This is a genomic window from Arcobacter defluvii (assembly GCF_013201725.1).
Classification (GTDB): domain Bacteria; phylum Campylobacterota; class Campylobacteria; order Campylobacterales; family Arcobacteraceae; genus Aliarcobacter; species Aliarcobacter defluvii.
In genome coordinates this window covers 1,992,482-2,014,187 of sequence record NZ_CP053835.1, presented here as the reverse complement: position 1 = coordinate 2,014,187, position 21,706 = coordinate 1,992,482, and the positions used below count along the sequence as shown (strand labels likewise).

Annotated in this window: 18 protein-coding genes; 4 read left to right on the top strand and 14 right to left on the bottom strand. The window is 26.9% G+C overall.

Going from position 1 to position 21,706, the window contains the following annotated elements:
* Nucleotides 1–4: 4 nt before the first annotated feature.
* From ADFLV_RS10035 to ADFLV_RS09990, 10 genes are all read right to left on the bottom strand, one after another.
* Nucleotides 5–823 carry a tetratricopeptide repeat protein gene (locus ADFLV_RS10035; RefSeq protein ID WP_172658786.1) on the bottom strand — a complete coding sequence of 273 codons (819 nt, stop codon included), beginning with the start codon at nt 821–823 and terminating at the stop codon, nt 5–7.
* On the bottom strand, nt 820–1,644 hold the full coding sequence (locus tag ADFLV_RS10030) for a tetratricopeptide repeat protein (RefSeq protein WP_172658785.1): 825 nt from the start codon (nt 1,642–1,644) through the stop codon (nt 820–822). Before ADFLV_RS10030 ends, ADFLV_RS10035 begins: the two co-directional genes overlap by 4 nt.
* Nucleotides 1,641–2,474, bottom strand: coding sequence for a tetratricopeptide repeat protein (locus ADFLV_RS10025; RefSeq protein WP_129012245.1), 834 nt, complete (start codon nt 2,472–2,474; stop codon nt 1,641–1,643). The genes ADFLV_RS10030 and ADFLV_RS10025 overlap by 4 nt, the downstream gene beginning before the upstream one ends.
* Nucleotides 2,471–3,283, bottom strand: a complete 813-nt coding sequence (locus tag ADFLV_RS10020; protein WP_172658784.1) for a tetratricopeptide repeat protein — start codon at nt 3,281–3,283, stop codon at nt 2,471–2,473. The genes ADFLV_RS10025 and ADFLV_RS10020 overlap by 4 nt, the downstream gene beginning before the upstream one ends.
* On the bottom strand, nt 3,280–4,104 hold the full coding sequence (locus ADFLV_RS10015; protein ID WP_129011375.1) for a tetratricopeptide repeat protein: 825 nt from the start codon (nt 4,102–4,104) through the stop codon (nt 3,280–3,282). Before ADFLV_RS10015 ends, ADFLV_RS10020 begins: the two co-directional genes overlap by 4 nt.
* A complete protein-coding gene (locus ADFLV_RS10010; RefSeq protein WP_129011374.1) occupies nt 4,101–4,928 on the bottom strand; it encodes a tetratricopeptide repeat protein in 828 nt (275 codons plus the stop codon). The genes ADFLV_RS10015 and ADFLV_RS10010 overlap by 4 nt, the downstream gene beginning before the upstream one ends.
* Nucleotides 4,928–8,680: a hypothetical protein gene (locus tag ADFLV_RS10005; protein WP_129011373.1), complete on the bottom strand. Its 3,753-nt coding sequence runs from the start codon at nt 8,678–8,680 to the stop codon at nt 4,928–4,930. Before ADFLV_RS10005 ends, ADFLV_RS10010 begins: the two co-directional genes overlap by 1 nt.
* A gap of 305 nt (nt 8,681–8,985) precedes the next feature.
* Nucleotides 8,986–9,813, bottom strand: a complete 828-nt coding sequence (locus ADFLV_RS10000; RefSeq protein WP_014474659.1) for a bifunctional helix-turn-helix domain-containing protein/methylated-DNA--[protein]-cysteine S-methyltransferase — start codon at nt 9,811–9,813, stop codon at nt 8,986–8,988.
* Between the two features lie 22 nt (nt 9,814–9,835).
* On the bottom strand, nt 9,836–11,098 hold the full coding sequence (locus tag ADFLV_RS09995; RefSeq protein ID WP_129011372.1) for a serine hydroxymethyltransferase: 1,263 nt from the start codon (nt 11,096–11,098) through the stop codon (nt 9,836–9,838).
* Nucleotides 11,099–11,249: 151 nt separating this feature from the next.
* Entirely contained in the window at nt 11,250–11,579 is a 330-nt protein-coding gene (locus ADFLV_RS09990) for a DUF6172 family protein (protein ID WP_014474658.1), read from the bottom strand.
* Between the two features lie 129 nt (nt 11,580–11,708).
* Between ADFLV_RS09990 and ADFLV_RS09985 the strand changes: the two genes are divergently transcribed.
* The gene (locus ADFLV_RS09985) at nt 11,709–13,319 is read left to right on the top strand and encodes a cation:proton antiporter domain-containing protein (RefSeq protein WP_129011371.1); all 1,611 of its coding nucleotides are present in this window, start codon (nt 11,709–11,711) and stop codon (nt 13,317–13,319) included.
* 4 nt (nt 13,320–13,323) lie between these two features.
* On the opposite strand, the gene ADFLV_RS09980 is transcribed toward ADFLV_RS09985, so the two are convergent.
* On the bottom strand, nt 13,324–13,611 hold the full coding sequence (locus ADFLV_RS09980) for a hypothetical protein (protein ID WP_014474656.1): 288 nt from the start codon (nt 13,609–13,611) through the stop codon (nt 13,324–13,326).
* A gap of 79 nt (nt 13,612–13,690) precedes the next feature.
* Between ADFLV_RS09980 and ADFLV_RS09975 the strand changes: the two genes are divergently transcribed.
* Complete coding sequence (locus ADFLV_RS09975; protein ID WP_041654836.1) at nt 13,691–14,323, top strand: peptidoglycan recognition protein family protein; 633 nt, start codon at nt 13,691–13,693, stop codon at nt 14,321–14,323.
* Between the two features lies 1 nt (nt 14,324).
* On the opposite strand, the gene ADFLV_RS09970 is transcribed toward ADFLV_RS09975, so the two are convergent.
* The gene (locus tag ADFLV_RS09970; protein ID WP_014474654.1) at nt 14,325–15,101 is read right to left on the bottom strand and encodes an RMD1 family protein; all 777 of its coding nucleotides are present in this window, start codon (nt 15,099–15,101) and stop codon (nt 14,325–14,327) included.
* Nucleotides 15,102–15,212: 111 nt separating this feature from the next.
* On the opposite strand from ADFLV_RS09970, the gene ADFLV_RS09965 reads away from it, so the two are divergent.
* Both ADFLV_RS09965 and ADFLV_RS09960 read left to right on the top strand, forming a co-directional pair.
* Nucleotides 15,213–16,490, top strand: coding sequence for an MFS transporter (locus ADFLV_RS09965; protein ID WP_014474653.1), 1,278 nt, complete (start codon nt 15,213–15,215; stop codon nt 16,488–16,490).
* Nucleotides 16,480–18,480: a BCCT family transporter gene (locus tag ADFLV_RS09960; RefSeq protein WP_129011370.1), complete on the top strand. Its 2,001-nt coding sequence runs from the start codon at nt 16,480–16,482 to the stop codon at nt 18,478–18,480. The genes ADFLV_RS09965 and ADFLV_RS09960 overlap by 11 nt, the downstream gene beginning before the upstream one ends.
* A gap of 15 nt (nt 18,481–18,495) precedes the next feature.
* Here ADFLV_RS09960 and ADFLV_RS09955 read toward each other — a convergent pair whose 3' ends face one another.
* Both ADFLV_RS09955 and rraA read right to left on the bottom strand, forming a co-directional pair.
* The gene (locus tag ADFLV_RS09955; protein WP_014474651.1) at nt 18,496–21,024 is read right to left on the bottom strand and encodes a glycosyltransferase family 2 protein; all 2,529 of its coding nucleotides are present in this window, start codon (nt 21,022–21,024) and stop codon (nt 18,496–18,498) included.
* 110 nt (nt 21,025–21,134) lie between these two features.
* Nucleotides 21,135–21,617: a ribonuclease E activity regulator RraA gene (gene rraA / locus ADFLV_RS09950; RefSeq protein WP_014474650.1), complete on the bottom strand. Its 483-nt coding sequence runs from the start codon at nt 21,615–21,617 to the stop codon at nt 21,135–21,137.
* Nucleotides 21,618–21,706: the final 89 nt, after the last annotated feature.

Here is a 21,706-nt window from a genome sequence, read left to right as displayed (position 1 = left end):
TTATTTACTCTAAATTTAGATTTTCTTTATATTTAATAGGAAATTCATCTGATGTTAGTTGAAGTTCATAACCTTTTTTTATGATTTCATTTGGGATTTGCCAATCTTTTTTTAATAAATTCATAACCGATTGATAACTATATTTATTTCCTATTAAAGCTATAGCATAAGCAGAAGCTTTGATATCATCATGTAAATCTTCATGATAAAAAAGAGCTATATTATTAAAAGCTGTATAATTTCTTTTTTTTACTGCTTTTAAATACCATTGTTCTGCTAGGTTATAATCTTTTAATTTTTCATTATAAACAAACCCTAAGTTATTCATTGCATTTACATAACCTTTATTTGCAGATAATTTATAATATTCTATTGCCTTATCATATTTTTGTGTATCTTCATATATAGTCCCAAGCATAAACAATGCTTCTTTATTGCTTTCTTGAATGATTGAGTCATTACACCATTTGATAGCTTTATCATATTGTTTCATTTCTTGAAGCACATAACACGCATAAGCAGAGTTATCTGCTGTTGGTTTCATAGAGTTTGAGTATTCAAACCACTGTAATGCTTTTTCATAATCTTGTAATTTATTTGCATAAGCATAACCTATTTGGGTTGCTGGGATTGGGTCGGATTTGGCGTCATACCATAAACTAATTAGTCCCATTTTTCTTAAATTTTCAGATTCTGGTATAGGTAAAGTTGCTATATAAACTATTTCTTGAGTTTTGCTTTCTTGTGAAGATTTCTCTTCGCAAGCACAAAAGGTAAGAGTTAGTAATAGTAATAAAATTACTTTTATTATGCCTTTTATCATAATCCTAAATTACCTTTATATTTAATAGGAAATTCATCTGATGTTAGTTGAAGTTCATAACCTTTTTTTATTGTTTCATTTGGGATTTTTCTTTCTTTTTGAAGTATCTTTAAAACTGAACGTTGAGAATATTTTGTTCCTATTAAAGCTATAGCATATGCACTTGATTTTACATTATCATTTAATTTTGAATAATATAGATAAGATAATCCATGAAATCCTTTATAGCTTTTTTCTTTTACTGCTTTTAAGTACCATTGTTCAGCTTCTTTATAATCTTTTAATTTTTCTTCATAGATATATCCTATATTTGTTAAAGCATCTGTAAAACCTTTATTTGCAGATAATTTATAATATTCTATTGCTTTATTATATTGTTCAACATCATAATATACAGTCCCAAGCATAAACAATGCTTCTTTATTGCTTTCTTGAATGATTGAGTCATTACACCATTTGATAGCTTTATCATATTGTTTCATTTCTTGAAGTACATAACACGCATAAGCAGAATTATCTGCTGTTGGTTTCATAGAGTTTGAGTATTCAAACCACTGTAAAGCTTTTTCATAATCTTGTAATTTATTTGCATAAGCATAACCTATTTGGGTTGCTGGGATTGGGTCATGTTTGGCGTCGTGCCAATTTTTATATGCATCCCATATTTTCTTCCCACCTACTTCATCCCATTCTGGCATAGGTAAAGTTGCTATATAGACTATTTCTTGGCTTTTGCTTTCTTGTGAAGATTTGTCCTCACAAGCATTAAAACTAAATACTATAAATATTACTAAAATTACTTTTATTATGCCTTTTATCATAATCCTAAATCACCTTTGAATTTAATAGGAAATTCATCAGAGTTTAGTTGAAGTTCATATCCTTTTTTTATTGTTTCATTTGGGATTTTCATTTCATTTTGTAAAACTCTTAAAACTGAGGATTTTGTATATTTTGTATCTATTACTGCAATTGCATAAGCTGAAGCTTTTATATCATCTTTTAATTTTTCATGGTATAAACTAGAAATATTTTTATATGATTCATAATTGTCTAACTTAATTGCTTTTTTATACCATTTTTCAGCTTCTTGATAATTATTTAATTTTCTAGAAAAAATAAATCCTAAATTATTTGCAGAGATTTTATCTTTTGATTTTTCAAATGATTGTTCATAGTATGAAATAGCTTTCTCATAATTATTTAATTCTTTATAAATATCTCCCATTCTAAATAAAGCTTCATTCCATTTTAAATCAATAGCTTTTTGACACCAAGATATAGCTTCATCATATTTTTTTAGTTGTTGTAAAGCATAACAAGCAAAATAAGAGTTTTCACCTAAAGGAATCATTGAATCAGCATATTTGTACCATTCTAAAGCTTTTTCATAATCATGTAACTTTTCTGAATAGGCATATCCTATTTTGGTTGCTGGGATTGGGTCGTTTTTTGCGTCGTGCCAATTTTTATACTCATCCCAGATTTTCTTTCCTCCGTCTTTATCCCACTCAGGCATTTTTAGTTTAGGGGTAAACTTTACTTGTTCTTCTTTTTTCTCTGCTTGACTGTTTGAAGATTTGTCCTCACAAGCACTAAAACTAAATACTATAAATATTACTAAAATTACTTTTATTATGCCTTTTATCATAATCCTAAATCACCTTTGAATTTAATAGGAAATTCATCTGATGTTAGTTGAAGTTCATAACCTTTTTTTATTGTTTCATTTGGGATTTTTCTTTCTTTTTGAAGTATCTTTAAAACTGAACGTTGAGAATATTTTGTTCCTATTAAAGCTATAGCATAAGCAGAAGCTTTGATATCATCATGTAAATTATGATGATACAGCCTTGAAAGATTATGAAATGCTTCTAAATCTCTTATTTTTATAGCTTCTTTATAATATTGTTCTGCTTTTACATAATCTTTTAAATTGTTTGCATACAAATACCCTAATGATATTGGTGCATCTTTATTTTTTGAATCAAAAGCCTTTAAAAGCCATTTTTCTGTTTCTTGATAATTTTCTTGTTCATTATAGATTGAAGCTAAAACTATAAATACTTGTGTACTACCTAGACTTATGGCATTATTACACCATGTTAATGCTTTTTCATATTGCTTTAATTGTTGTAAAGCACTACACGCATAAGCAGAATTATCTGCTGTTGGTTTCATAGAGTTTGAGTATTCAAACCACTGTAAAGCTTTTTCATAATCTTGTAGTTTATTTGCATAAGCATAACCTATTTGGGTTGCTGGGATTGGGTCGTATTTGGCGTCATACCATAAACTAATTAGTCCCATTTTTCTTAAATTTTCAGATTCTGGTATAGGTAAAGTTGCTATATAAACTATTTCTTGAGTTTTGCTTTCTTGTGAAGATTTCTCTTCGCAAGCACTAAAGGTAAGAGTTAGTAATAGTAATAAAATTACTTTTATTATGCCTTTTATCATAATTCTAAATCACCTTTGAATTTAATAGGAAATTCATCTGATGATAGTTGAAGTTCATAACCTTTCTGAATAATATCATTTGGGATTTTTCTTTCTTTTTGAAGTATCTTTAAAACTGAACGTTGAGAATATTTTGTTCCTATTAAAGCTATAGCATATGCACTTGATTTTACATTATCATTTAATTTTGAATAATATAGATAAGATAATCCATGAAATCCTTTATAGCTTTTTTCTTTTACTGCTTTTAAGTACCATTGTTCAGCTTCTTTATAATCTTTTAATTTTTCTTCATAGATATATCCTATATTTGTTAAAGCATCTGTAAAACCTTTATTTGCAGATAATTTATAATATTCTATTGCTTTATTATATTGTTCAACATCATAATATACAGTCCCAAGCATAAACAATGCTTCTTTATTGCTTTCTTGAATGATTGAGTCATTACACCATTTGATAGCTTTATCATATTGTTTCATTTCTTGAAGCACATAACACGCATAAGCAGAATTATCTGCTGTTGGTTTCATTGAGTTTGAGTATTCAAACCACTCTAAAGCTTTTTCATAATCTTGTAATTTATTTGCATAAGCATAACCTATTTGGGTTGCTGGGATTGGGTCATGTTTTGCGTCGTGCCAATTTGCAGTGTAACCATCAAGTTTACTCTTTGCTATTTTATCCCATTCTGGCATAGACAAAGTTGCTATATAGACTATTTCTTGGGTTTTGCTTTCTTGTGAAGATTTTTCTTCGCAAGCACTAAAGGTAAGAGTTAGTAATAGTAATAAAATTACTTTTATTATGCCTTTTATCATAATCCTAAATCACCTTTGAATTTAATAGGAAATTCATCTGATGATAGTTGAAGTTCATAACCTTTCTGAATAATATCATTTGGGATTTTCCATTCATCTTGTAAAACTCTTAAAACAGATTTTTTAGTATATTTTGTATCTATTAATGCAATAGAATAAGCACTCGCTTTTAGATTATCTTTCATTGTATGGAAATAGAATCTTCCAATATTATGATAAGAGTCTACATTACTTTCTTCAACTCCTTTTTTGTACCATTTTTCAGCTTCTAGAATATTACCAAGTTTTGTATTGCTAAGTCCAATACTAGTTACTGCAATTTTTTCTCCTTTTTCATATGCTTTAGTAAACCATTTTAAAGCATTATCAAAATCATTTTTTTTATAATAAACAGTTCCTAATTGATATAAAGCTTCATTCCATTTTAAATCAATAGCTTTTTGACACCAAGATATAGCTTCATCATATTTTTTTAGTTGTTGTAAAGCATAACAAGCAAAATAAGAGTTTTCACCTAAAGGAATCATTGAATCAGCATATTTGTACCATTCTAAAGCTTTTTCATAATCATGTAACTTTTCTGAATAGGCATATCCTATTTTCATCGCTGGGATTGGGTCATTTTTTGCGTCATACCATAATGAAACTATATTTAATTTTGCATCTCTTATCTCTTGTGAACCACTTGGAATAGGTAATTTAGGGGTAAATTTAACTTGTTCTTCTTTTTTCTCTGCTTGACTGTTTGAAGATTTGTCCTCACAAGCAGAAAAGCTAAGAGTTAGTAATAGCAATAAAGTAAGTTTAAAGAATTTTTGTATCATTATTGTGCTCCTTTGATTAGTTGTTCATCATTTGGTTCAAAACTTATTTGTTCCAAAAAATATATTGTTATATCACAATTTAGTGATGGTTTATTTGTATCTATTAATTCTACCTTATATTTAAAATCTATTAAAGAGGATTTTATTATGATATATGAGGTATGGTTCGCATTTTTAAGGTTATTGACTAAAGTTCTTACATTATAATAAGGGGTATCTTTAGGGAATATATTAAAAAGATAGCTATCTTCTTCTTTGATTAAGTCACCAATAAATTGAATATATTCATCTCCATAGGGTGAGAAATATAATTTAAACTCATCGTCAGTTACAATAATACTCGGTATCTTAATCCCCTCATAACTTCTAAAGCTTATCTCCACTCCTTGTATATTTCTTATTCTTTGTTCTGTTTTAAGCTCTGTTTTTTCCAACTTATATCCATATAAAGAAGATTTTAAAAAACTTAGTTCATTATTTAAAGCTGTATCAAAATATAACTCATTTGTTTTATAGTTTTCTCCTATAAAATCCATTATCTTTTTAGCACTTGTAAAACCTTCACTATTTATAGTTTTTAATTTTTCTTTTTTATTTGTTGTTTCTAAAAGATATTTTGCGGAAAAACCTTTTATTGTTTTATCTTTACTTTTTAGATAAATATCATCTTTATAAAATAAAGATCTTTTTAGATAGCTTTCAAAAGCACTATCTATAACTTTTAACATAACTATTGCATATACAATAGAACTTAACGATACAAATACAACCAAAGGTGTTCCGCTTGTTACAAAAAGAGCTACAATATTTAAAGTAATCATTCCAACTGTTGCAGCAAAAGCATCATAATCTTCATTCTTTTTATATTTCATTGCATCAAGTACAGAGATAATTATTACTGTATATGCAGATACTTTTGCGAGAGCTTTTCCTGATCCTGCTAGAAATTCATTATTAGCAAGGTTTATTTTTATTAGCTCTTTTCCACCTAATTTTTTATTCATTTTATTTAAAAAAGCTTGTGCCATGTTTCCAAACTCTTTATTTTGCATTATTCCTACTAAAGCACTATTTAGTCCCGCAAAATCATTTACAAAGCCTATTGTTGATTTTATATCTTTATTTTTATTATCGTAGATATACTCTTTTATTGAAGCTATTGCTAACATAGCAGAGTAGCCTTTAAAGGCTAATCCTAATTGTAAGGCTCTTGATTTGGATATCCCTATTTCAGGTAAAAGTTCTTTATCTTTATATTCTTCCAAAAATTTATCTAAACTTTTATCAATCTGGTCTGTTACTCCTGAGATAAATTTTAAGCTTGAATAAAACTCTTTTTCTAATTTCTTAATATCTTTATCTAAATCTAAAGGCTCTATCTTTTCATTTTCTTCACTCATAGTTTTTTTTGCTAGATTTTGATATCTATTAAAAAAGGTTTGAGCTTTAGTTTTAGCAGTTTCATTTGATTTTAAGAAAAGTAGTTCATTTAAAAGTTGTTTGATAAGATATTCATCAAAATATTCTGAAATTTGATATTTTAAAAGTAATTCTTTTTTTGAATCTTCTAATTTTATCTTTTTTTCTACTATATCATCAGTAAAATTTAAAAGATATTCAATATCTTCACTAGCAAATATTCCATTTACTGCTACTTCTTCATCTAAAGCAATTTTTGTTGAGCAAAGAGAATAGATAATATTCATACTTCCTACTACATATTCAAATCTATCTATATTGCAACTTTGATATTCTATAAGTAACTTTTTTAGACTTCTTTCAGAAAACTTTGTTTTAATAGTTCTTAATATACTTTTAGGAGAAGTAATTTCTTTTTCTTGATAATACTGAATATTTTTTGGTATATAAAGCAGATTGCTTTTAAAACCTACTTTATAATCATAATCAAAAGATTTCATAATATGATGATTATCTATTTGTTTATAATCTTCTAAAAAGTGATTATCAGTTTTTTTTAATACTCCTAAAAAACTTTTATTGTTTTTTTTTGATTCATTATTTTGTTTTAAAACAGTCAGATTATAAAACTCTTGTTCTTCTATTAAATGTTTTACATTAGAACTAGTATTTTGTCCTATATTTGGTAATGGAACTATTTTTCTATAAGCTATCAAAAACTCATTTCTTATTTTTACTAGATTTGAATAATCTATAAGATTTTTTATATCTTCTTCAAAATCATCTAGAAAGAACAAACAAAAAACTATATGAGCCAAAACTTGTTCAGCATCCTTTTTTACTAAGGTATAATCATCATTTCCTGTAAATTTCATCAAGGATTTTGTTTTCCGATTTTGATCAATATGATAAAAAAGATTTTCATACTTTATAAAGTAACTGTTTGTTGATCTATTTTTCATATAAGGAATACTATAAATATAATTATTTGTATATCTAAATGCTGAGTTGCCAACAGTATCTCTTTTAAAAGGGAAAAGATATTTAAAAGAGAAAAAGTCTTTTTTATAGTTTTCCAATATTTTATAAAAAGCAAAAGCTTTTTTATGGGTATCTTTATGAACTATATTTTCTATATCTTTTAAATCAAGTACATAATTATAAAGCTTTTTCTCAAAAAAAATCATCTCTATAAATTTACTATAGCAATTTTTTAGAATAAAGAGATTATCTCTATATTCTTTATTTTCATAAGAGGAAACATAAAAATAATCTACTAAATTTGCAATAGTATAGGCATATGAGTTTTTCTTTTTTATACCATCAAAAATAGCTTTATTATGGGTGAAAGCAAGTTTATAGTTTGTATAATATTTTTCATATAAATCTTCTATTTCTCCTATAATATCTTCTAAAAAACCTACTATGATATTTGAATTTTTTTCTCCATTTTGGGTTTTTTGTGCATCTATAAGTTTTTGTTCAATTTCATTTTTATCTATACTATCTATATCTTTTATATAGATTCCACTTTTTTTATCTAATGTTTTTGGATTTATTTTAAGCTCTGGAAGTTTTTGTATATCCGTTAAACTTTTTAATTGGAAGTTACTATAATAAACTTGATAGCTTGTATCCTCTTCTAAAGGAATAAATCTTCTTAAAACTTCATTTTTTGTATCATGATAATATATATCTTTTACTCTTTCAGCATTTATTCCTCCATTACTACAAATTTTGTACTCTAGATATTCATTATTTTTTACTAAATATACAAAAGCTAAAGTATGAGAATAAATATTATTAAATTTTGTTTCTTTTTTATTTATTTCATATGTCTCATTTGTTTTTCTGAAAGCTCTTGAAGGACGTATTGGTTTATATATTTTTTCAGATTTTCTTAAAAGATAAAGTTTATATTTTGTTTCTATTTCTTCTTCAATCCTATTTTTCTCTTCTTTTAAAACTTTTTGCACTTCAGTAACATCTAAATTTTCTTCAGTTGGAATAGATAATATTTTTGAAGTTTCTTGTCCAGGATCTTTCAAAATTACAGCTCTTCCTTTATCTGTTTTAAATCCATCTGTTCTTAGAAGATATGTTAAATCCGATGCTGATACATTCACTTCTGTTCCTGCTGTTGAGATACTCACTACTTTTGTACAAGGATTTTTACTTCTTGGACAAGAAACAGATGCTCCTAGCATATCTTTTAGGTATAAAGGTTTTTTACCTGCTATTTTTAAGTTTGATGCAGTTGAAATTAGAGTTACATTTCCTCCACAAGCACAAGTTATTACGCCTTCTTCTATTACATTATATTCATTTCCCATTCTTCTATCCCTTTTTATAGAAATGGGCTTATGGTACACAAAAATAATTTAAATACAGATTATTTTATATTCAACTTTATTATTTTATATTTAACTAATTTATCACTACCAGTGAATAAATATAAAAATGATGTATGAAGATGGTAAGTAACAAAATAACAAAAAGAAGAATTATGAAAAGGAATTACTGAATTTTTTTCAAAAATATTTAATTGAAGAGAAATTTCAACAGATAATTATGAAATAGGGTAAAACAATAACTCAAATTAGGAAAAATAGTTTAAATTAAAAAATAAGACAATTTTTTAACTATTTTCTTTTACAGATTCGTAAGCGATTAGGATTTTTTTTCGTTCAATTCCCCATCTATATCCACTCATAGCTCCACTTTTAGCGATAACTCTGTGGCAAGGAATCAAATAACCAATATGATTTCTTCCAATAGCACTTGCAATCGCTCTTACAGCCTTTGGTTTATCTAGATAATTAGCAATATCTTGATATGTTGCAACTATTCCATTTGGTAGATTTAATAAGGCTTTCCAAACGTTTATTTGAAGATTTGTTCCTTTTACAAAAAGGTTATATTTTTTATTTTTTATGAAGATATTTTCTAAGTATTCATTTGCAGCAGTTTCATCGTGAACTAAATTTGCATTTTCCCAAAGTTCATTAAAACGATTAAAAATTTCAGTTTTATTTTCATCAATAAAACCTAAATAGCAGATTCCTTTATCTGTAAATCCAATCAAAGCTTCACCAAAAGGAGTTTGTCCAAAACCATAAGTGATTTGTACATCTTTACCTTTTTCTTTCCATTCTTTGGGAGTAACTCCAATCAAGTTTACAAAAAGTTCGTGAAGTCTGCTTGTACTAGATAGTCCAATATCCAAACTACTATCTAGTATGGATTTGGACTCTTTTATGTGCTCTTTTGCATAATTTAGCGTTACGCAATGTAAAAATTGTTTTGGAGTAACACCCACATACTCTTTGAAAACTCTTATAAAATGAAATTTACTCATACCTATATTTTTGGCAACTTCCTCAACACTTGGATGTTCCTTGAAGTTTTCATCAATATATTTTATTGCCTTTTCAATTTGTTTATAAGTAGTATCTAAAGTAGGCATTAATACTCCAATTTATAAAATCCTAGAAAGTCGATTGATTGTAAATCACAAAACCAGAAGCTAATTCTTCTAACTCTTTGCTGATTTTAGCATGTAATGCTGAATCTTCAATGTTATCTAATACATCGCAAATTTTGTTTGCAATAATTTCAAACTCTTTTTCTTTCATCCCACGTGCAGTTAATGCTGGACTTCCTATTCTAATCCCTGATGTTACAAATGGACTTCTTGTCTCACCTGGAACTGTATTTTTATTTACAGTAATCCCTGCATTTCCTAAAGCTGCATCTGCATCTTTTCCACTGAATGGTTTATTTAAAAAACTTACTAAAATTAAGTGATTATCTGTTCCACCTGAAACAATATCATATCCTCTTTTTGTAAGAACTTCTGCTAATACTTTTGCATTTGCTTTTACTTGTTTTGCATAATCTTTCCATGATGGATCTAAAATCTCTTTAAATGCAACAGCTTTGGCAGCAATTACATGAACTAATGGTCCACCTTGTAATCCTGGGAAAATAGCACTATTTATTTTTTTAGCAATATCTTCATCATTTGTCATAATCATACCACCTCTTGGACCTCTTAAAGTCTTGTGAGTAGTAGTTGTAACAACATCAGCATAAGGAAATGGACTCATGTGTTCACCAGCAGCAACAAGTCCTGCAATGTGAGCAATATCAGCAAATAAAATAGCACCAACAGCATCAGCTATTTCTCTAAATTTTTTAAAGTCAATTTCTCTTGCGTAAGCAGAAGCACCACATACAATGATTTTTGGTTGACAAATTTTTGCAATTTCCATAACTTTGTCATAATTGATTCTACCATCTAATTCAACACCATAATAAAAAGCAGAATAGTTTTTACCAGAGAATGAAGGTTTAGAACCATGAGTTAAATGTCCACCATGAGATAAATCCATACCTAAGATTTTATCACCAGCACTTAATAATGCAGCATAAACAGCACCATTAGCTTGGCTTCCTGAATGAGGTTGAACATTAGCATAAGTACAACCAAAGATTTTACAAGCTCTATCAATTGCTAATTGCTCAACAGCATCAGCAAACTCACAACCACCATAATATCTTTTATAAGGATAACCCTCAGCATATTTGTTAGTAAAAACAGAACCCATAGCTTGCATAACAGCAGGACTAGTGAAGTTTTCACTAGCAATCATTTCTAAATGATTTGTTTGTCTTTTTAATTCATTTTCTATTATTGAAAATACTTCATTATCTGCTTCTTTTAGATTTGCGCTTGATACAAAACTCATCTTCTCTCCTATTTCTTTTATTTTTAAAACAATAACTTAATTAAAAATATTTAACAATCCAAAAATTGCTATTTTCAATAATATTAAGTTTTTTCTGATTTTCATTTTATTTAGTAAGTAATTCTTCTTAATTAAAAAAGATAGAAGAATGTTAATCTTCTATTTCTTCCTCTTCTTCATTATTTGTTTCATTTTTTTCTTTTATTTTTTTTATATCTGCTCTTGCCACAAGTTCAATAAAAAAACTATCATAATTTTCATTAGCAGCAAAATCAATAGATTTTGTAACATCAACAAATTTTATCTCTTCAGCTTCTTGTTCTGTTTTTCCAAACTTACAATCAAAAGCCCAAAAATTAAAACCTTCTGGAGGTCTTTTACTTTTTTCTCTTTTTATATATTTTCTTACTTCATTTTTGATAGATTCAACTTGTCTATCTCTATTTTTGTTTGCCACATTTAGTTGGAACGTTTTTTTCATATAAAATCCTTTGGTGCAATTATATCAAAAAAAAATTGATTTAATTAATGAATAAATATTATACATACAAATATAAAATAAACAATTTAAATAAGATATAATTTTATACAAAAATATAGAAAGAGGAAGATGGAACAGACACTATTTACATTGTTTTTGACTATTTCAACAGCAACAATTTTAAATATAATTTTAAAAAGATTTGGAATTTCTCATATAATAGGTTATATTCTAACTGGTACTTTAATAAGTTATGGATTTAATTTTAATGGCGTTGATATTGGTTCTTTAGAGTTAATTGCTGAGTTTGGTATAGTTTTTTTGATGTTCACAATTGGACTTGAAATGAGTGTTGATAAAATCAAAAAGATGAAAGAAATTCTTTTATTAAATGGTTTTTTACAAGTAAGTATTAGTGCAATATTGATTTATTTAGTTAGTTTTTATATTTTTAAATTAAGTGTCGAAGTTTCTTTGATAGTCTCTTTAGCTTTTTCTTTATCTTCAACTGCGATTGTTTTAACATATTTAAAACAGTCAAAAGATATTCATACACCTTATGGAGAAAAATCAACAGCAATTTTGATTTTTCAAGATTTAGCTGTAATTCCAATTTTATTACTTATTACATTTTTAACAAATGATACTTTATCAATTGGTGAAGTTTTAACAAAAACTTTTATATCAGCGGTAATTATTATTTTATTTATGTTTACAATAGGTAAAAAACTAATCTCTTGGCTTTTAAAATTTGCTTCAAATAGTAGAATTGAAGAGTTGTTTTTAGGAGCAGTTTTATCAATCGTTATTGGAACTTCTCTTTTAGCACATGAAATGGGATTTACATATTCTTTAGGAGCATTTATAGCTGGGATGATTATTTCTGATACAAACTTTAGTGTAAAAGTAGAATCAGATATAGCAAGTTATAAAGATTTACTTTTAGGTACATTTTTCTTTAGTGTTGGAACAAAAATAGATGCATTATATTTTTTATATAATGTTCATATAATTTTACTTATTTTTATTGCAGTAATGGTGATAAAAGCTTTAGTAGTTTATGTAATAATTAGAAGAAAATCGGATAAAAGTACAGCTGTTAAATCAGCATTAGCACTTTGTCAAGTTGGAGAATTTTCATTTGCAATATTTGCATTAGCTTCTAGTAATAATATTCTTTCTCATGAAACAGCAAGTTTTTTAATCTTAGTTTCAGTGTTATCTATGATTCTGACACCATTTATTATAAATAACATATATAAAATAGCTTCATATTTTGTAGTTGAGTTTTATGAATCGGATAAAATTACACCAATTAAAGTAAAAAATCATGTTGTTATTTGTGGTTTTTCTATTTTAGGACGAGTAATTGCAAGAGATTTAAGTGAAAGAAATATTCCTTTTGTAATTATTTCAGATGATTTAAGACATGTATTACTTGGAAGAAAACTTGGTTATATGGCTTATTTTGGTCACTTAGATAAACTTCCTGTTTTGGAGTCTTTAAAAGTTGATGAAGCTTCAAGTGTGATTATAACTGTAAGTGATACACATAGAAAAAGATTAATTTGTGAAGCAGTTTTAAATTTTCATAAAGATGCAAATATTTTATTGAAAATTGAGTCTATTGATGAAAAAATTCAACTTAAAGATTTAAATATTAAAAAATTCGTACATGCTCATATTGAAGTAGGAAGATTATTAGTTGAAGAGGCTATTTTGAGTATAGAAAACAAGTAGATTTTTAATCTTCTTGTTCGTCATTATGTTCGTGGGCATGTTCTTCTAAATTTTGTATAATATAATCATAAATTCTTTGATATTCACTATCTTCTGTTTTATTTTCTTCAATAACAGCTAAAATATTTTGAAGTTCAACTAAAAAAGATTCCATTTCTTCAATCGCTTCTTTATCATCATCAGTTTGTGAGTTTGTTTCTAAAAGTTTATGTAAATCATCAAGATATGCTTCAACTTCTGGAATCATCAGATTTTCAACTATATCTTTTAATTTTTCTTTTATGTTTTCCATTTATTTCCTTTTTATTAGTTCTTAATTATATTATCTTATTCATTTAATTTACAAATGAATTTTTTGCTAAAATATATATATGAAAAAATTCCTACTATTAACAATCTTATTATTAAATTTAAATGCAATAGAAATAAAGCAATTACCTTTGGACTTTGGAAAAACAAGGGTTGAATTGACAAAAGAGTATATAAAAAATTCTTACAATTTAGAAGTTGAAAATATACATATAATCCCTAAAATTATAGTAATTCATCATACAGCAATTGATGATTTAAAAGAGTCATACGAAAAGTTTAAACCTGAAATTTTAACAAGTGATAGAAAATATATAAAAAAAGCTGGGAGATTAAATGTTTCAGCACATTTTTTTGTGGATTTTGATGGAACGATTTATTCATTAATACCTGAAAATTATATGGCAAGACATGTAATTGGATTAAATCTTTCAAGTATTGGAATAGAAAATGTTGGAGGAAATAAAAAAAGTTTGACAGAAGCTCAACTTAAATCAAATATAGAACTTGTGAAATATTTAAAAGAAAAATATAAAACAATTGAGTATTTAATAGGGCATTATGAATATACAAATTTTGAAAATCATCATCTTTTTTTAGAAAAAGATGATAAATATAGAACTGTAAAACATGATCCTGATATAAATTTTATGGAAAATATAAAAGCAAATTTTCCTGATTTAAAATCTCTTTAAATCAAAGATGATCTTTTAGATTTATTACAATTTCAAAAGCAATAAGAATGATAATTATCCATTCTAAAAAAGATGAATATCTATGTTTTTGTTCATCACCTAAAACATGTAAAAGTTCTTGAATAATTTCTAATTTTTTATTTAAAACTTCAACTCTTGATTTTATATCAAGATATTTTATCAGCTTTTCATATTGATTTTCATACTCAGGATATTCCCAGAAAAATTCTGGAGTATCAAGTAAATCGTAGTGTAAATTCATTTTACTTTTTACTAAAAAAAGCTCTCCAATTTTTTTAGAAATCTCTTTTTTAGTAAGATTTATTTTTCCTGTATGTGCTAGTTGTAGAGGAATATTTGAGTTGTTTTCTATTGTTGTTATAAGTTCTTTTTCAAATTGGTCAAGTTTTACATTTTGTGCAAGAGCTTGAGAAATAGCAATTTTTGAAATAGAAGATAAATCATTTAGATAAATAGTATCAAAATTTATTTTGAACTCATTTTCAAAAGTATAATTTAATTCTTCAATAAAAGGAGTTTCAAAACTATTAATTTCATAATTCTTTATAAAATCTTTAAAAAATTTCATATTTTCAAATTCAACATTCCACGATATAAAAACACCATATTTAAATAAAATAATTTGTTGTTCTTCTTTGATATTTATAATAATTGCATCTTTTATGATAGTACATTTATATCTTTCTTCAACTTTTTCAAATATTTCATCTTGAAATTTTTCACAAGTTAAATATGAGATTAATTTTTTTGTTTGCATGATTTTTCCATTACAGTTTTTGCAATTATTATATAACAATTATGTTACTTTTGAGTGACAAAAAAATTATGTAAAAGAGAAATTTAAGAACAGATATGTTAGTTTGAAAAGATGAATGAAAATATAAACACAAACTCGTATATAGATAAATTCACATTAAGTCCAGTTTCTTCTTTATTTTTTGCGATAGCTTTTTTGGCTATTGGTTATGGAATGATACTTACTTTTGTAGGAGTTTATTTAAAAGATTTAGGTTTAAATGATGCAATCATTGGTTTGATTAATGCTTCATTTTTTTTAGGCGCCATTGGCTCCGCGATATTTAGTCAAAAAATCATATCCTCCGTCGGTCATATCAGAAGTTTTTCAACTTTTGCTTCTTTGATGGTTATATCTTTTTTGCTTCAAGCTCTCTTCTTTAATGAATATTTGTGGGCACTCTTACGTTTTATTTCAGGTTTTGCTTTTTATGCACTTCTTATAATTATAGAAAGTTGGTTAAATGAAAAAAGTAGCCAAACTCATAGAGGAAAAATACTTGCTATTTATACAATTATTTTTTATCTTGCAACTGCACTTGGACAAGTTTTTTTAAATATTAAAGGTGAAACTACTTATATTATTTTTATATTAGGTTCTATTTTAATTCTTTTTTCAGTTCTTTTTATTTCAATGACAAAAATAAAAGAACCTGTTTTAAAACCTTTTGAAAAATACAGCTTTCCCAAACTCTTTAGTGTGGTTCCTCTTGCGCTTACAGGAAGTTTTATTGGTGGATTTTTTGTAGGTGGTTTTTTTACAATGGTACCAATTTATTTAATGCAAAAATATTCATCTATTGAAACTGTATCTTTATTTATGGCTTGTTCTATTATTGGAGGTCTACTATCTCAATGGCCAATAGGGCTTTTATCCGATAAATATGGAAGAAGAAAAATGATAGCTTACAATGGCTTCTATATCTTTTTAGTATGTTTACTTTTTCTAGTTAATTATACATGGGAAAACTATATTTATTTTTTAGGAATTTTATTAGGATTAAGTATTTTTTCTATTTATCCTTTGTCTTTAGCAAGAGCAAATGATGTTGTAGATGAAAATAAAGATATAGTAGAAATAAGCCGTTCTTTGCTTTTTGCTTATGGCTTAGGCTCTTTTATCTCTCCTGTTATTTTAGGTTTTGGGCTTTTTTATTATAAAGAATTTATTTTTATAATTTTTGCAATATTAGGAATATTTTTAGGTTTTTATTCATTATCAAAAAAACGAATTGCAGATGATGATATGAGTATTTTTGTAAATGTTCCTGTTGCTTCAGGAACAACAGTAGTAGAACTAGATCCTAGACAAGATTTGGAAGAAGAAAAGGAAAACAATAATGAAAAATAATTTTAAAACAACAATCTTAAAACCAGTATTTATACCTTCGGTTATTTTTATAGTAATTTTAGTTACTTTTACGATTTTTATGCCTCAAATAGCAAATGAAGTTTTTAGTAGTATCAAAAATTTTGTTGCAGATAAATTTGGATGGCTTTATATGTTAAGTGTTGGTATTTTTACCTTTTTTGCACTTTTTTTAGCTGTTTCACCATTTGGAAAGTTTAAGTTAGGACCTGATCAATCAAAACCTGCTTATAGTAATTTATCTTGGTTTGCTATGCTTTTTTCAGCAGGAATGGGAATAGGGCTAATGTTTTGGGGAGTAGCTGAACCTGTGATGCATTATGTTTCACCTCCTGTTGGAGAAAAGCAAAGTATTGAATCAGCAAAATTTGCTATGAATACACTATTTTTTCACTGGGGATTACATGCTTGGGCAATTTATGCAATAGTTGGGCTTGTTTTAGCATATTTTTCTTTTAGACATGGATTACCTTTATCTATTCGTTCAGCTTTATATCCTTTAATTGGAGATAAAATCTATGGAAAAATAGGGCATAGTGTTGATACAATTGCAGTTTTAGGTACAGTTTTTGGAGTTGCTACTTCTTTGGGATTTGGAGTTTTACAAATAAATTCTGGATTAAACTATCTTTTTGATATTCCAGTAGGAATTACGACACAGATTATTTTAATAGCATTTATCAGTGCAATAGCTACAATTTCAGTTGTTTTAGGTTTAGATGGAGGTATTAAAAGATTATCTGAATTAAATCTTTACTTAGCACTTTTTTTACTTTTATTTATTTTTTTAGCTGGACCTACATTTTTTTTATTAAATACATTAATTCAAAATATTGGGTCTTATTTATCAAACGTAGTATTTATGACTTTTAATCAATATGCTTATGATAAAACTTCTTCTTGGATGAGTTCATGGACACTATTTTATTGGGCTTGGTGGATTGCATGGGCTCCATTTGTTGGGATGTTTATAGCAAGAGTTTCAAGAGGGCGAACTATAAGAGAGTTTGTTATGGGAGTTTTATTTGTACCTGTTGGGTTTACTTTTATTTGGATGACAGTATTTGGAAATAGTGCTTTAAATTCTATTATGAATGAAGGATTTATCTCTCTATCAACAGCAGTTTCAGCAGATGTATCAACAGCACTTTTTAAATTTTTAGAACATTTTCCCTTTTCAAATTTCGTATCAGTTATTGCAATACTTTTAGTTGTAACATTTTTTGTAACTTCTTCTGATTCAGGTTCTTTAGTCGTAGATACAATTTCATCAGGTGGAAGATTAAATAATCCTGTTTGGCAAAGAATATTCTGGGCTGTAACTCAAGGTATTGTAGCAATAGCACTTTTACTTGCAGGAGGACTTCAAGCTTTACAATCAGCTTCAATAATCATAGCGTTACCTTTTGTTTTTGTAATGTTAATTGCTTGTTGGGGAATGTATAAAGCTTTGAGTTTAGAAAGTATTAGAAATGAAAGTTTACAACACCATATGAATGCAGGTCGCCATGGAAAAATAAGTGGAACATGGCAAGCAAGACTTAGTAGAATTATAGAATTTCCTCAAGTTGATGAAACAAAAAGATTCATAAATGAAGATGTAGTTAAGGCTATGAATTTAGTAAAAGATGAACTTACAAATTATTCATGGAATGTTGAAGTATCAAATGATAAGTTAAATGCAATTTCAATTATAAGAGTTGAACATTCTGATGATTTTGATTTTATTTATGAAGTACGTGCAAAAAATTATGATACTCCAAGTTATGCTTATCCTGAATCAGTTAATCCTACAAAAGCACAAAAAAAATATGCAAGAGCTGAAGTGTTTTTACAAGATGGAAATAAAGCTTATGATATTTATGGATATGATGAAGATGTGATAGCAACTGATATAATTGATCAGTTTGAAAAACATAGACATTTTTTAAATAATACTTCTAGTTTAAATCCAGTTGTACCAATTGATTAGTAATCAAAAGTCTTTTTAAGACTTTTGATTCTTTATTGAGTAAATTTCTAAAATTCTCATGATAATTGCAGAAATATAAGGAATACTTTGAATAAGTATAGTTACTGCAAATACATAAATTTCAGTAATTCTTGTATGATTTGTAAAAATTAAAGCAAAGAAAGAAATCAATAATAAAACTGCTAAAATAGTTTCATGTTTTATTGGATTTGCACTTTTCTTAGCTGCTTTTCCACCTTTTTGAGTTCTTTTAAATGGTAAACCATCTTTAACAAATCCATCATATACTGCTTTAAAAATAATAAGTTGTAAACTCATAGAAGCAATTGAACTTAAAATAGTATCTTTAATACTTGCTTTTACTCTCATTCTATATAAAATAAATGTATGTAAAATATTTACTAAAAATGCCGTAATAATTGGAATAGTTAATGGAATTGTTGGAATCGTAACTCCTACAAAAATAATAACTGGAACCCAAATAATATTCATTACTGCCATAACTGGACCCATTGCATCACTTAACCAAAAAAACCATCCAGCAATGAATTTTTTCTTTTGTCTAGGTGTAAGTTTTGTTGCAGATGGTTTTAATTCTCTCCAATGTTTTTTTAGAATTTGAATTGCTCCATAGGCCCATCTATGTCTTTGTGTTTTAAATGCTTCAACTGTATCAGGAAGTAAACCATAACCATATCTTCTATTTGTATAATGAGCTGTATATCCTGCTTCAAATAGTCTAAGTCCAAGTTCACTATCTTCAACAATAGTATCAGTTCCCCAACCACCAACTTCCATCATTGCACTAAGTCTCACTAAAACCATAGTTCCATGAACAACAATAGCGTTTTCTTCATTTCTATCAATCATACCAATGTCAAAGAAACCTGCATATTCTGCATTCATTGCTGTTTTGATAATAGACTCATTTCCATCTCTATGATCTTGTGGTGCTTGTACTATTGCAACTTTTGGATCATCAAATAAAGGAACTAAATCTGTTAACCAAGGCGATTCAACTACATAATCAGCGTCAATAACAGCAATAATTTCAGCTCTTTTGTCTGTTCTTTCAAGTGCTGCATTAAGTGCTCCTGCTTTAAACCCAGTACAAGTGATATTCATAAACACAAATTTATCACCTAATTCTTGGCAAACTTTTTCTATTGGTTTCCAATAATACTCTTCAGGAGTATTATTAATAATTACTAAAACTTCATAGTTTGGATATTTTAGTTTTGCTAATGCTCTTAAAGTCTCTTCTAAAACATGAGGTTGTTCTTTATATGCTGGAACATGAATAGAAACAAAAGGTGCATTTTCTGATTTTAAATCAAGTGGAACTAATCTTGTTGGAGGAGTTCCAATAGAACATTTAAATAATTCATTTGCTTTTGCTAAAGTTATAACAACCAATGGAATCATCAAGAAAGTTCCCATTCCCCACATTACCCACATACCAAAATTCATATAGTTTGTAAATGGATAAATTACAGCCATAACTATACCAAATGCCATACCTTGTGCAGCAATTGCATAAGCTATTGAGTGACTTAAGTTTAATCTTTGATTTCTTAATCCATATAAAGTAATTAATGCACCAATAATGATTGCTGCAATCATTTGATATAACCAATATTGATTTAATTCAATATCTCCATTTAAAGAGAATTTTAATTCTCTATTTGAAGTAAATATTCCCCAATATTGTCCAACATTTCCTTCATCATAACCTTTCCATTGTTGATCAAATGCTTCAACAATATTATATGTCCATTTATTTTCTTTTGCAAGATTTATGAAACCTCTAATAGCCATTGCTTGATTTTTTAAACTAGGAACTGCACTTCTATTATTGTATCCATGGCTTGGCCAACCTGTTTCACCAATTACTATTTTTTTATATGGATGAATTTTTTTTACTAAATTATATTTTTCAATTATAAATGAGTTAAATTGTTCTATTGGAATTTTTTCCCAATAAGGTAAAATATGAATAGTTAAAAAATCCACATGTTTAGCTAAATCAGGTACTCTTTCCCATACATCCCAAGTTTCAGCACTTGTTATTGGTTTATTAGTAAATTCTCTCATAAAATCAATATATGCAAATAGTTCAGTTTCATTTAAATCAGCTCTTAATAGAACCTCATTACCCACTATTACATTTTCAATATTATCAGGATATTTTTTCAATAGTTTAATGGCTCTTTGAATTTCTAATTGATTTTCTTTATGATCACCACTTAACCAAAGTCCTAAATCTATTGGCATATCTGTTTGAGAAGTAACTTCCAAAATGGCTTTTGCGTCCATTGTAGAATATGTACGCAGTTTATTTGTAAAATGTGATAACATATTTACATCATTTTCAATTTGTTGATATGATAAAACTTTTTTATCATATCCCTCATATGGAGAATACGAAAGAGACTCAATTTTATCAAATGAATCTTCTGTTAATGATACACGATTGTCTTGTGTTATCCAGAAAAACATTTGAAATAATCCAGCCATAATAAGACCTAAGATAATATATCTCAACTTAGTTTCCTTTTATAATAAATAATGGCGAATATTAACATTTTTTAGTTTATTTTTGTTAATAAAATGAAATAAATTGGGATATATAGTTTATAATTGTTTATTTTGTTCTATAATAGTTTAGTTTTTGTAACAATTACTCCATCATTATCAGCATAAATATAATCACCATTATTAAATGTAACTCCACCAAAATTTAGTTCAACATCCCTTGCAGAAGTAGTTTCTTCAAAATTTCTAAGTGGACAAGTTCCAATTGCTAATAATCCAACATTTATATTTTTAGTTTCATCTGTATCTCTTACATAACCATTTAAAATAATTGCTTTCCAATTGTTATTTTTTGCAAAAGTCATTAATTTATCACCTACAACTCCATAAAACTCTTCTGAGTTATCTACAACTGCAATTTTCCCTTCACCATTTTCATCTCTTAACATCTCTAATAATCGCCAATTACTTTTATCTAATTTTACAGTTACTATTTGTCCTGTGAATTTTTTTAATCCACCATAATTTTTGAATTTTGAAGATAATACTTGTATATTTCTATCTCTATTATCATCACATAAATCAGCTGTTTGTATATTCATAATTTTTCCTCTCTCCTTTAAAATTATAATTGTTATATTAATAGAAATAAATGTATAAAAAGTGTATAAAATTAAAAAAACATTAAAAA

Excerpts from the sequence above, each read along its gene's own strand:
- ADFLV_RS10025 (WP_129012245.1), bottom strand. The coding sequence starts at position 2,474 with ATGATAAAAGGCATAATAAAAGTAATTTTAGTAATATTTATAGTATTT.
- ADFLV_RS10000 (WP_014474659.1), bottom strand. The coding sequence starts at position 9,813 with ATGCCTACTTTAGATACTACTTATAAACAAATTGAAAAGGCAATAAAA.
- ADFLV_RS09990 (WP_014474658.1), bottom strand. The coding sequence starts at position 11,579 with ATGAAAAAAACGTTCCAACTAAATGTGGCAAACAAAAATAGAGATAGA.
- ADFLV_RS09960 (WP_129011370.1), top strand. The coding sequence starts at position 16,480 with ATGAAAAATAATTTTAAAACAACAATCTTAAAACCAGTATTTATACCT.
- ADFLV_RS09980 (WP_014474656.1), bottom strand. The coding sequence starts at position 13,611 with ATGGAAAACATAAAAGAAAAATTAAAAGATATAGTTGAAAATCTGATG.
- ADFLV_RS10035 (WP_172658786.1), bottom strand. The coding sequence starts at position 823 with ATGATAAAAGGCATAATAAAAGTAATTTTATTACTATTACTAACTCTT.
- ADFLV_RS09985 (WP_129011371.1), top strand. The coding sequence starts at position 11,709 with ATGGAACAGACACTATTTACATTGTTTTTGACTATTTCAACAGCAACA.
- ADFLV_RS09970 (WP_014474654.1), bottom strand. The coding sequence starts at position 15,101 with ATGCAAACAAAAAAATTAATCTCATATTTAACTTGTGAAAAATTTCAA.
- ADFLV_RS09995 (WP_129011372.1), bottom strand. The coding sequence starts at position 11,098 with ATGAGTTTTGTATCAAGCGCAAATCTAAAAGAAGCAGATAATGAAGTA.
- ADFLV_RS10020 (WP_172658784.1), bottom strand. The coding sequence starts at position 3,283 with ATGATAAAAGGCATAATAAAAGTAATTTTATTACTATTACTAACTCTT.
- ADFLV_RS10030 (WP_172658785.1), bottom strand. The coding sequence starts at position 1,644 with ATGATAAAAGGCATAATAAAAGTAATTTTAGTAATATTTATAGTATTT.
- ADFLV_RS10010 (WP_129011374.1), bottom strand. The coding sequence starts at position 4,928 with ATGATACAAAAATTCTTTAAACTTACTTTATTGCTATTACTAACTCTT.
- ADFLV_RS10015 (WP_129011375.1), bottom strand. The coding sequence starts at position 4,104 with ATGATAAAAGGCATAATAAAAGTAATTTTATTACTATTACTAACTCTT.
- ADFLV_RS09965 (WP_014474653.1), top strand. The coding sequence starts at position 15,213 with ATGAATGAAAATATAAACACAAACTCGTATATAGATAAATTCACATTA.
- ADFLV_RS10005 (WP_129011373.1), bottom strand. The coding sequence starts at position 8,680 with ATGGGAAATGAATATAATGTAATAGAAGAAGGCGTAATAACTTGTGCT.
- rraA (WP_014474650.1), bottom strand. The coding sequence starts at position 21,617 with ATGAATATACAAACAGCTGATTTATGTGATGATAATAGAGATAGAAAT.
- ADFLV_RS09975 (WP_041654836.1), top strand. The coding sequence starts at position 13,691 with ATGAAAAAATTCCTACTATTAACAATCTTATTATTAAATTTAAATGCA.